Annotated in this window: 11 protein-coding genes and 2 pseudogenes; 3 read left to right on the forward strand and 10 right to left on the reverse strand. The window is 64.8% G+C overall.

Annotated features, from left to right (window positions below; translation table 11 throughout):
• Positions 1–206 precede the first annotated feature (206 nt).
• Both ACQP2U_RS24350 and ACQP2U_RS24355 read right to left on the reverse strand, forming a co-directional pair.
• Positions 207–713, reverse strand: a pseudogene (locus ACQP2U_RS24350) (IS21 family transposase); the annotation flags it as partial.
• Between the two features lie 128 nt (positions 714–841).
• Positions 842–1447: a TetR/AcrR family transcriptional regulator gene (locus tag ACQP2U_RS24355; RefSeq protein ID WP_433709604.1), complete on the reverse strand. Its 606-nt coding sequence runs from the start codon at positions 1445–1447 to the stop codon at positions 842–844.
• A 71-nt stretch (positions 1448–1518) separates the two neighbouring features.
• Between ACQP2U_RS24355 and ACQP2U_RS24360 the strand changes: the two genes are divergently transcribed.
• On the forward strand, positions 1519–2073 hold the full coding sequence (locus ACQP2U_RS24360) for a maleylpyruvate isomerase family mycothiol-dependent enzyme (RefSeq protein ID WP_433709605.1): 555 nt from the start codon (positions 1519–1521) through the stop codon (positions 2071–2073).
• Positions 2074–2260: 187 nt separating this feature from the next.
• On the opposite strand, the gene ACQP2U_RS24365 is transcribed toward ACQP2U_RS24360, so the two are convergent.
• The 5 genes from ACQP2U_RS24365 to sigJ all read right to left on the reverse strand — a co-directional run bounded on the left by ACQP2U_RS24365 (position 2261) and on the right by sigJ (position 5339).
• Positions 2261–2947, reverse strand: a complete 687-nt coding sequence (locus ACQP2U_RS24365) for a winged helix-turn-helix transcriptional regulator (protein ID WP_433709606.1) — start codon at positions 2945–2947, stop codon at positions 2261–2263.
• A 9-nt stretch (positions 2948–2956) separates the two neighbouring features.
• Positions 2957–3223, reverse strand: a complete 267-nt coding sequence (locus tag ACQP2U_RS24370) for a hypothetical protein (RefSeq protein WP_433709607.1) — start codon at positions 3221–3223, stop codon at positions 2957–2959.
• A 4-nt stretch (positions 3224–3227) separates the two neighbouring features.
• On the reverse strand, positions 3228–3656 hold the full coding sequence (locus tag ACQP2U_RS24375) for an alpha/beta fold hydrolase (RefSeq protein WP_433709608.1): 429 nt from the start codon (positions 3654–3656) through the stop codon (positions 3228–3230).
• Between the two features lie 189 nt (positions 3657–3845).
• Positions 3846–4139 carry an LLM class flavin-dependent oxidoreductase gene (locus tag ACQP2U_RS24380; protein WP_433709609.1) on the reverse strand — a complete coding sequence of 98 codons (294 nt, stop codon included), beginning with the start codon at positions 4137–4139 and terminating at the stop codon, positions 3846–3848.
• A 285-nt stretch (positions 4140–4424) separates the two neighbouring features.
• Positions 4425–5339 (reverse strand): RNA polymerase sigma factor SigJ, encoded by a 915-nt coding sequence (gene sigJ / locus ACQP2U_RS24385; RefSeq protein WP_433709610.1) that lies wholly within the window; start codon positions 5337–5339, stop codon positions 4425–4427.
• 142 nt (positions 5340–5481) lie between these two features.
• Here sigJ and ACQP2U_RS24390 point away from each other — a divergent pair, with 142 nt between their 5' ends.
• Both ACQP2U_RS24390 and ACQP2U_RS24395 read left to right on the forward strand, forming a co-directional pair.
• On the forward strand, positions 5482–6231 hold the full coding sequence (locus tag ACQP2U_RS24390) for an SDR family oxidoreductase (RefSeq protein WP_433709611.1): 750 nt from the start codon (positions 5482–5484) through the stop codon (positions 6229–6231).
• On the forward strand, positions 6231–6674 hold the full coding sequence (locus tag ACQP2U_RS24395) for a hypothetical protein (protein WP_433709612.1): 444 nt from the start codon (positions 6231–6233) through the stop codon (positions 6672–6674). The genes ACQP2U_RS24390 and ACQP2U_RS24395 overlap by 1 nt, the downstream gene beginning before the upstream one ends.
• Positions 6675–6712: 38 nt before the next feature.
• Here the strand turns inward: ACQP2U_RS24395 and ACQP2U_RS24400 are convergent.
• The 3 genes and pseudogenes from ACQP2U_RS24400 to ACQP2U_RS24410 all read right to left on the reverse strand — a co-directional run bounded on the left by ACQP2U_RS24400 (position 6713) and on the right by ACQP2U_RS24410 (position 9942).
• Positions 6713–7542, reverse strand: a pseudogene (locus ACQP2U_RS24400) (IS982 family transposase).
• Positions 7543–8433: 891 nt separating this feature from the next.
• The gene (locus ACQP2U_RS24405; RefSeq protein WP_433709613.1) at positions 8434–8670 is read right to left on the reverse strand and encodes a hypothetical protein; all 237 of its coding nucleotides are present in this window, start codon (positions 8668–8670) and stop codon (positions 8434–8436) included.
• Between the two features lie 843 nt (positions 8671–9513).
• Positions 9514–9942: a hypothetical protein gene (locus ACQP2U_RS24410; RefSeq protein WP_433709614.1), complete on the reverse strand. Its 429-nt coding sequence runs from the start codon at positions 9940–9942 to the stop codon at positions 9514–9516.
• Between the last annotated feature and the right edge of the window lie 220 nt (positions 9943–10162).

Consider the following 10162-nt stretch of genomic DNA (forward strand, 5'->3'; position numbering starts at 1 on the left):
CCGATTTCACCGACTGGCACACCTGCGCTGCATACACGCTGGCGGCGATGCTGGTGGTCGCCCTGTGGGTCACCGGACTGCGCGCCCGGAACCATGCCGAACGTGCCAGCGCAGCTAAGGAGTTATCGCACGAACTACGCCGCTACTGAAGCTCCGCCGGCTTGTTGTCGAGGGCGCGCGACACGTTCGAGCCTCGATCAGGTGTGGTCGGTGGCCGACGCGAGATAGCCGCGCCAGCGGGCCCGAATGGGCCAGCCACCCGACCAGCAGGTGCACGTTCGCTCCCCCACCGTCAGGACGCAGATCGAATCGGCAAATCAACCCAGTCCCATTGGGTTTCACCGCCGAACGTGTCCGGTATCACCGCGTTGCGGCGCTCGGTCGCGGTCCGACACGCCTGGCATACGGCCGTAGTCCGCCGGCCGGATGTTGCGGGTCAGCGACGGATACGACAACGCAAACCCCATGGGTTCCAGCTCATCCGTCAACGCCTGCGCCCACAAGTGTGGCTCCTCGGTCAGGCGGGCGCTCACGTAGTCGACGACCGGTCCGAACGGATCCGGCAGATGCCGTTTCCGCATGCCAGGAGTGCGTTCCCCGGCCAGATACGCACGAATCGCCTTGCGGTTACGACCGGTATGCCGGGCCATCTGCGAAATCGTCCAGCCCCGCCCGCAGGGCACTGATTCCACATCTTCCTCACATGTCAACATGGAAAGCAGGCCCGCTCCGAACGAAAACGCTGGTCAGAAGCGATAACCACCAGCCTCGAAGGAGGCCCACCCTTGCACGGCGAAGCCACACGGGACATGGGGAATTCGGTGAGCGTCAGTGGGGAAGTTCAGCGAGCGCCATCAAGCCCGGCGGCGGTGCGCATCGCAGCGCGCCCTCGCTCTGCCGCGGATCGGTCACCGAGGAGCTGAATCTCCTGGTTGACAGCCATCGAAATGCCGACGAGAGCAGTGGCGATCTCCGCCGCAGGATGGTGCGCGGTGCCCCTTTCCTTTTGCGATGCCGCGATCTGCGCAATCAGAAACGAGCGCCACTCGAGGATTGCGGCGCGCAGGCGATCGCGCAACGGTCCCGGACGGCCGTCGAGTTCGGCCGATGCCGCCGTGGTGAAACACCCACCGGGAAAAGGACATTCGGTCAAATAATCGATCCATGCATCGATCAGCCGCGCCAGCCGCTCCACACCCGGCGGCAGATCGGCGATCGGCCCGAGGACAGTGTCTCGGAATATCCGCCCCGCCTTCTCCAACACGGCATACTGCAAATCCTCCCGAGAGCCGAACGGCCCGCTCACCCCCGCCTTGCTCATCGAGAGCAGATCGGCGAGCGTACCGATCGTCAAACCTTCCAAACCGATGCGCGATGCCTCATCAACGGCGGCCCGCACGATGCGCTCCCGGGTCCTGGCTGCCTCCGCGCGTGAACTTCGTGGCATCCCCCTACTATAACTTCCGATCGTTCGCTATGATTTTGGCGAACGATCGGACGTTATTTGGGTGTGAGCTCATGCCTGAACTGTTACAGCTCGACGCAATGGCCCTGACACTGCTCGGCCACGACATCGCCATGCTCGACGAAGCCGACTTGCGAAGGCCGACTCCGTGCACTGGCTGGACGGTCACGGACCTGATCCAGCACATGAACGAACGGCACGAGGCGGTCGTCGCGCCGTTACTGCCACCGGTCGCCCCCGCTGACGATCCGTGCGACAGTTTCGCTGTTACCGGCGCACGGTGGGTGGCGGCGATGGAGCAGACCGGGGACGTCGTTGAGCTGCCGCAGCAAGGGCCGATAGCCAAGGACCTAGTGTTGTCGATTCACTTCGTCGACATGCTGGTGCATCGCTGGGACCTCTCCCGCGCTCTCGGCCGAACCTGTTGGGTGCCAGATCGATTCACCACTCCCGCACTGCCGATCGCGCAGCGGATCACGGCGCCGGGAAGCCCACTGAACGGCCCAGACGGGGTTTATCGCCCGGCGTTGGCGACGAATGAGGCGCTACCTGCCATCGATAACATCGCTGCGCTGCTCGGACGGGCCCCCGGGTGGCCGGCGGAATAATCACCAAGATCGTTCACCATCGGCACGACGGGGGCTGATGCTGGAGTGGCCCATTCGTTCCCCACGGCCAATGACACAACCGAGTGGCTGCGCCAGATACGTCGCATCGTCACCGCCGCGAGCGGTAAGAGTGCGAAATCGATTGCCGTGCAACCACTATCGTCTTCTATGGTGATGTTGACCGAACTCAAGCAGGTTCAGGACCAGCCTTGCGGGTGTGTCGGGGCGGCAGACGGAACAAGCCGCTGAGCCTGTGCAGCGCTTCCTCGTCACCGGAGACCGACGCTGCCCCGGATTCGATTGCTGCGGCAAGGGTGAGGTCCTGGCTGGTCAGGCCACGAAATGCCGTCCTGCTGATCGTGATGGTGGCGTCGGGGTACTGGACAGGTCCGTGAAGTGCCTCGATGGTGCCGTCGTCGATGCGGGCGTGGAAGACCTCGTCATCGATGCGGAATTCGTAGGTCGCGCGCAGTCCGATAGCCGCGTCTGGGTCGAAGCAGGCCCGCAGGCCGAGCACCGCCCAGCCCGGGTGAAAGGTTTCGTTCGTTCGCGGCTCGCTCATTGCCCATTTGAGACCCCACCGCGCCAGCGCAAGGATCGCCGGGCCGAGTTCCTCACCCGCATGGGTGAGGGCGTAGGCGGGCGTGCGCGCGGGCGGCGGGAGCGTGATCTTGCGAGCGAGTCCTTCCTGCTCGAGGTATTTGAGGCGGGCGGCGAGCAGTCCGGTGCCGAGGCCGCGCAGGCTGGCCTGCAAGTCGCTGAACCGTTTGGGACCGGTCAGCAGTTCACGAATCAGGAGCAGCGTCCAGCGCTCGCCGACGACGTCGAGGGTGCGTGCAGTCGCGCAGTACTGGTTGTAGGTTCGCTGGTCCACTTCTTTATACTAGACTTCTTCCTTTCCAATTTTGAATGATGTCGTGTCCAGCAGCATCTGCGCGAGCGCTTCGGGTCGGGTGAGCATCACATCGTGCGGGCCGTCCAGCCCACGTGTCTGGTACCCGAGGGCCTTGCCGAAATGTTCGAAGGGAAAGATCTGTGGCCTGCAGTAGATGGCAGTCCCAGGAATCTGGTCGACAGCCCCGCTCAACCGTGTGGATTCGGTGAAGGCACGAAGTGGCTGCGGAATCAAGCGTGCGGCCAGCCATTCCACCTCGTCAGTGTCGGAAATCCCGAATGCGGCGGGCGGGGGTGCAGGGAACCATCGACCACCCCCGCCGGCTTCGGCCGCCTCCCGAATGGTTTTGACAAAGACGTCGGGCGCCAAGCTGAACATCGCTGGCACCGTCGGGTCCGGCCCAACCCTCGACCAAGACGAGGTGGCCGGCAGTGTCGGGACGGGCATCTGCGGCCTCCCGGACGACCAGACCTGCGTAGCTGTGTCCGACCAGAATGAGTTCGTCATCCTCGGGTGCGGCATCCAGAGCAGCGACGACGATCGCGGCGTGCTCGTGTAATCCACGTTCTTCGGCAGTGTCGAGGTTGGGAACGATGGTGCGCGCTCCGGCCGCGTGCAACAGCGGAACGACCCGCTCCCAGGCCCATGCGCCATGCCAAGCGCCATGGACAAGAACGAATGTGGTCATTAAGAACCTCCTTGCGAGGTATGGGCAAAACTTTGTCGGCGCGTTCCTCGAGGCCCGTGTCGTGGTCATCGGTCGCCGGACAATCACAATGGCGTGAGCACCGGCTGCGGCGTACCGGTCAGCCACTCGGCCGATTGAGAGCCGGTACCGGCGAACATGGCTTGGATCGGCGCTTGTCCAGGTCGGGCGTCACGCAGAGCGTCGAGTACGGGGCCGGGCGAGTTGGCGTGGTGCAATCTGCTTGATGAGCGCCCATTCCTCGGCATATGTCTGGGCCTTGGTCGGATACGGCAGCCAGCCGTCAGCGAGACGCGCAACGCGCCTCGGCGCGCGTCCTCCGCTTCCCGCCAGCAAGATCGGCGGCCTTGCAGGACGGACCTGCCGAGATACCAGCTGCACGTAGGTAAATGCGAAGTGCTCGTCTTGGTGGGAAACCGATTGCCCGAACCACACTCGCCGCGTGACGCCGATCGACTCCTGCATGCGGCCTAGATGAGTGATTCCCAACTGTGGCCTGTGGCCTGCTTGGCGGCGGGCCACAGTTGGGTTCGAAGCTGTGTAGTGCTGGATTGGTTGCAGGCGTGTGTGATTCACATTATGGATAGCGGTGTTTGCCTGTGGGGAGGCCTGGCGGAAAGTATCGACATCGACTTGTGACTGAAGACCTCGATACCCTCCTGACCGCCCACGACCACTGACCGAGCTTGTGGCCGCGCGCCGCGCGGCCACAAGCAAAATCACTCATATAGACGATAGACACAACGCCTGTCACGACAATCGCGTGTCGGACTGTTCTAGGGAGGCGGCGGCGAAGGCCAGCTTCGCCTCGGCCACGATCATGCGCACGGCCACGATTCGGGAGTCCGCGAGCTCGACGGTGATGACGGCGGCGAGCCGGTCGCCGTCGAAGGCGAGCACGGCGGGCTCGCCATTGACCATCGCGGTGTCGATTGTGATACGCGGGGCCTCGGGTCGGCGGCTCATACCGAGCAGATAGCGCAGCACACGCTCGCGGCCCAGGATCGGACGGCGGGCCGCGGTCGCGCCGCCGCCGTCGGTCCATGCCACCACATCGTCGGCCAGCAGGCGGTGCAGTCTCGCCGCATTGCCCGAGGTGGCGGCGGCCAGGAATTCGGTGACCATCCGGCGGTGCCGGGAGTCGTCGGCGGCGAAGCGCTTTCGCTGCCCGGCCAGATGCGCGTGGGCGCGGTGATTCAGCTGGCGTGAGTGCGCGGCGTCGATACCGAGAATGTCGGCGATCTCGGCATGCGAGTAGTCGAATGCCTCACGCAGGACGAAGACGGCACGTTCGGTCGGGGTGAGCCGTTCCAGCAGCACCAGGAACGCCATGGATACCGACTCGCGCTGCTCTACTGTTTCCAGTGGACCGAGCACACCGGTCTCGGTGAGCACCGGTTCGGGCAGCCACGGGCCCGGATAGGTATCGCGGCGCGCTCGCGCGGAGGTGAGCTGGTTGAGACACAGATTCGTGACCACCTTGTACAGCCACGGACCGGGCGTCTCCACCCAGTCGGCGTCGTGCCAGCTCAGATAGGCGCTCTGCACCATGTCCTGGGCGTCCATGGCGGAGCCCAGCAGGCGATACGCCAGACCGAACAGGCGCGGCCGATGCTCTTCAAACACGGACGCGCGTCGGGCGTCGGCGGTTTCCAGCGAATCCATTGCTTGCGAGACTATTCGAGGCAGGCCTCCGCGCGCCGGTCGCTGCGAGGTGCGTCACAGTCGCGCCGACCTGTCACATTCCGGGGCGGTGCTCGGTTCCGAACCAGTGAACGCATATCGCCCGCGAGGAAGCGAGGTCAGGATGAGCACAGTGCTGGTCACCGGTGGCACCGGGAAACTGGGCCGGGCCGTGGTCGAACGATTGAAGGACGGGGAGCGCGAGATTCGCGTGCTGAGCCGCACGCCCGGTGCGGGGCGCGCGGTCGGGGATCTGCGCACGGGAGCCGGGCTCGAGGAGGCGGTCGAGGGGGTGGAGGTGGTCGTGCACTGCGCCACCACCTACGGCCGCGATGATGTGGTGGCGGCCCGGCGGCTCGTCGATACGATCGGCCGTACCGGGGGCGCGCCACATCTGGTGAATATCTCGATTGTCGGTGTGGACCGAATCCCGGTGCCCTACTACCGCGCCAAACTCGCGGCGGAGGGGGTGATCTCGGGTAGCGGGCTGCCGTGGACGACCCTGCGTGCCACCCAGTTCCACGATCTGCTGGCCACCATATTTGATGTGCAGCGGTGGCTGCCGTTCACCGTAGCTCCCGACGGGTTCCGATTCCAGCCCATCGATATCGGGACGGTCGCGGACCACATGGCGGAGCTGGCCGTGCGCAAACCCCTCGGCCGCGCACCGGATCTGGGCGGTCCGCGAATGCACAGCATGCGCCAGCTGGCGGAGATCCACCGCTCGGTCGTGCATCGGTGGCGGCCGATTCTGTCGCCACGCCTGCCGGGCAGGATTGCGCGCGGCTACGCGGAGGGGTGGAATCTCGTACCCGACAATCCCCAGGGCACAGTCACATTCGAGGGGTTTCTACTCGAGCGGGTGGTGCGGTGATGGGCGCGCGGGGCCGGGTGGCGCGCGGGGGACTCCTGTTCTTCGCCGGCGTCTCCGCCGTCCTGGGAGTCGTGATCCTGGCCGTCCCCGAATCGTTCTTTTCCCTCTCCTGGGTCAATCTCGGCATGCCCTACAACCCACACCTCATGCTCGACTACGGGGCAATGAATCTGGCGCTGGCCATTCCACTCGCGACATCGGCCGTGGCCGCGAGTCCGCTGGCCGTGCGCAGCGGATTGGCCTCGTACGTGGTGTGGTCGGTCGCGCATCTGGTGATTCACCTGCGCTACGGCGCGCATCTGGCGGCTCACACCTCCAATGGGAACGCGAACCAGCTGCTCGTGATTCTTGCTGTCGCGGTGGTGATTTCGCTGGCGCTGTTCCTGCTCTCGCTCCGCCGATCCGGGCAGCAGCCGCCATCTACTTCCAGTCATCCGTTTTGAGTGATTTAGCTGGTGGCCGCGCGCGACCACCAGCTCGGTCAGTGGTCGTAGGCGATCAGTGACCGTTTCACTGGCGCGTTGATTGTCCAGTTGTGCCAGATAACCGCGGCCAGAGCGAGCAGACGCTGAGCGATGCGGACGTAGACCCCAGCCGGGGTGCGGCCGCCGTGACCTTCGAGGCCGAGCTGGTCTTTGCAGGTGTCGAAGATCGCCTCGATCCATTGACGCATGCCTTTGAGGTTGCCGTAGCGGCGTTTTCGGGCGTCGTGGCGGTCGGGGTGCACCAGCAGCACCCCGATCTGGTCGGCGCAGAAGCGTTCGATCTCACCTCCGGCCAAGCCCTTGTCAGCCAGGATCACCATCTGCAGTCGCACCGCGTCCAAGTCGCGGGCGTGACCGAGCAGCTCGGCGAGCACCTCGCGTTCGCCGAGCTTCGGGTCGGCCAGGCACCACACGACCGGCATCCCCTCCACGGTGGTGATCAGATACAGCTTTAACCCCCAATACCAGCGTGAATGCGCCGCGCAGTACCCGTAACCGGCCCATCCGGCCAGATCGGAGCGTTTCACGGTTTCCCGGGAAGTGCCGCACGGGATCGGAGTGGCGTCGGCCAGCCGCAGCTGGTCGGCCCACGACGGGCACAAGGTGGCCAGATACAGCATGGTCTTGCAAATCAGCGGCGCCGCGGCCTTGACCCGCTTGTGGTAGCCGGGCTGCTTGGGCAGATACGGGAACAAATGGCCCAACCGTCCCAGGCACATACGAATCCAGTGGTGCTCGCTGCGGGCACCCAGCAGCACCTGCGCCACGGCAGGCACACCAACTCGGCCTCGGTGAGCTTCTTCGGCCGCCCCGGACGGCGCCGCATTATAGGCGCGTCGGCGGGTCGGAGAGAATCTCGGAAAGCTGCCTTTACGGCGTTGATAAAGCTTGCGGCGAAAAATGCTTCAGCGCCCGTCGTTACCGGGAGTGCGAGACCCAAGTAGGGTACGTCGCAGAAGGTGAGGACGGCGGCAGCACTGGAAGCGGCCAGCCCGCCCGATAGCGACCACTTCATAACCCGATGCCAGTCGCGGTCGGTCGACTGCCCGACAGGCATCGCGAGAATCTGTGCGGCGTAAACCGCGGCTGACGCGATGGATGCAATGGTCGCGTTTGTCAAATATATTATTTCAGCCCATGCCGTGGCCGTGAAGCCAGCATTCCCCAGGTCGATTCCATACAACAGCCTGAACCTCGCATTCCGCCACAACAGTTTCAGAATGGAGATATCCGGTTCAGCATCACCCTGCGCGGCCAGTTCGAGCTGCCCGAGGACCGACCAGTGGCCGTCCGCGCCTGGGATATACAGGTGTCCGTCCTCTGGCGCCACCCCTGATGTCGGCGTTGCTTCGAAGCCAGGCATGCGGGGAAGGAGCAGACCCGATGGAATGCCCTCACGCCGGCGAGGAACGACGCCTGATCCGTCGCCGTGAACTGCCTTCTCCGACAATCTCTTCCGACGTCTGGGTAGGGCGCCGGAGTTGTCGGGGGGTCGGATGAAGCGTTCTGGGACCTCGCGGGTTTCGAATGCGGCGCGGCGGGAGTCCAGCGTCTCGGTGCCGTGGCGGGCGAGTGTGATGCCGTGGACGGTTTCGGTATCGAAGGGAGGATCGTCCGCGTTGAAAGGTTGGCAGGGGATGTTGTCGTCGAGGGCGCGCAGCCACATGGTTGTGCCGTCGTGGTGGGCGTGGAACAGGTGGCCTTGTCATACCGGGAATTACCTGAACGAAAACCGGCTCAACCTGCGGATTTCCGTGAACGCCGACAGGCCTAGGGTTTCGTCGGCGGGTTTGGCGTTGACGAGGATGCCCGCGATGCCGTCTGGGGCAGTAATGCTGAGTTGGGTGAGTGCGGCGGCGAGCCCGTGGTATCCGTCGGGGTAGTAGTCGTGTTGGTCACCCGCATACCAGGAGATGGCGGCGCGCGGGAAGCGCCCCTTCCTCCGCCCCCTCATCGCTTCGGCGATTGCGGCTTCGCCAGGTACTTCGACGTCGAATACGGGGGTGCCGTTAGGGTGTGGAGTTCAGCGGCCGCGCGGAAGGCGCGTTCGACACACACTGCGTCGACTGGGGTCGAGGTCGGCGGTTCGAGGGCGAGGTTGCTAGCAAGTGCTGTATCGCCCTCTCCGGTCTGCATGCCTCTTGACTCGCCGCAGTTCGTATCGGTGCCGTCGGGTCCGGGCAGACGCGCGGTTCTCGTCCCGCTGGCGCCGTCCAATCCGGCGTTTCCGGGCCACGCCTCCACCTTGTCGTCCACCCACTGCGACGAGCGATTCTGCTGTGCTGTTTGTTCGTGGCCCGGTGGAGTGTCGTCGTCGTCTTCGTCGGTGCCGGATGGGTCGTCCCGGGGCACATCGGTGTCGGCCTGGTCTCCCGCCAGCTGGGGTTCGATTGCTGGGCGCCGTGCGTGGTCATCTGAGGTGCCTGGTCGGCTGGACCGACTAGCCTAAGGTGACGGATCTTGTCCTGCCCAGTCTGGGGTTCGTGGATGCGCGCTGCGCGGTTGACTGTCGTGCAAATACATTCGGGCGACGGCGATCGAAGAACGCGACGACGCGCACCGGGGCCTCCGTGGGCGCCACCGGCCGCACGATGCCGGCCTTACGTTCGACCATGATGACCGTTGACGCCATCGTTGATACTTGAGTCCGCTCGCCGTCGACGACCAGAGCCGACGTACCGTGACTCGGTTTGAGTCGCCGAACCAGTTCTGCGGTGGCGAGCGTGGTCGGTCGCCGTTTGGGAGCCATCGCTCGTAGTGCCGCGTCAGTGTAGATGAACACGCGGTGTTCGGGCTGTTAGAACTGGTCCCAGTCGGTGGGGACCACATCTGGACGTCGCCTGACAGGGCTCTGGTCGTCGACGACGCGGCCCACGTTCGCGGCCCGTCGGCGGATCGTGTCGCTGTGCTGAGCCGCGACCGCCTTTCGGTATGTCGGGGGCTCGGACTTCAGCCGCTGCGCTGTCGCGGCCCACGAGACGAGCGCTGAGATATACCCTCTTCCGGCGACGCACAATTCGTGATCGTGCATTGCGATGCGCTCAAGCTTCGGCCAGCCTTCCATGACCTCCCAATCCCACCTCTCGACGAGCCGGCCTTCGATGACCTTCCACTCCCGCCTCCGGACGAGTGCGTTTCGTGAATTTTCCATCTCGGCGGTCAGCCGTTGAACATGCCGCCGCTCGGCCGTCAGGTCCGGCGTGCTGATGATCAGATTGTGATCCACTAGGTCCCGGAAGATAGGGGTGAAGTTCGATCCCACCGTGGGGTCAATCGAGCCGCCTCGCTCGCCGCAATATGTTCGCGCCGTTGCCTTCGCCCCGGACCTCCAAGATCGGCCTCGGCGTATCTGGATCGCTCACCTGCGCGGACCATGACCTACCGAGCGCGCGGATTTGGTCGGTCAGCATCGCCGCTCCACCCTCATCCTCGACTCTGTCGGGACC

It is taken from the genome of Nocardia sp. CA-084685 (assembly GCF_050955785.1).
Taxonomy (GTDB): domain Bacteria; phylum Actinomycetota; class Actinomycetes; order Mycobacteriales; family Mycobacteriaceae; genus Nocardia.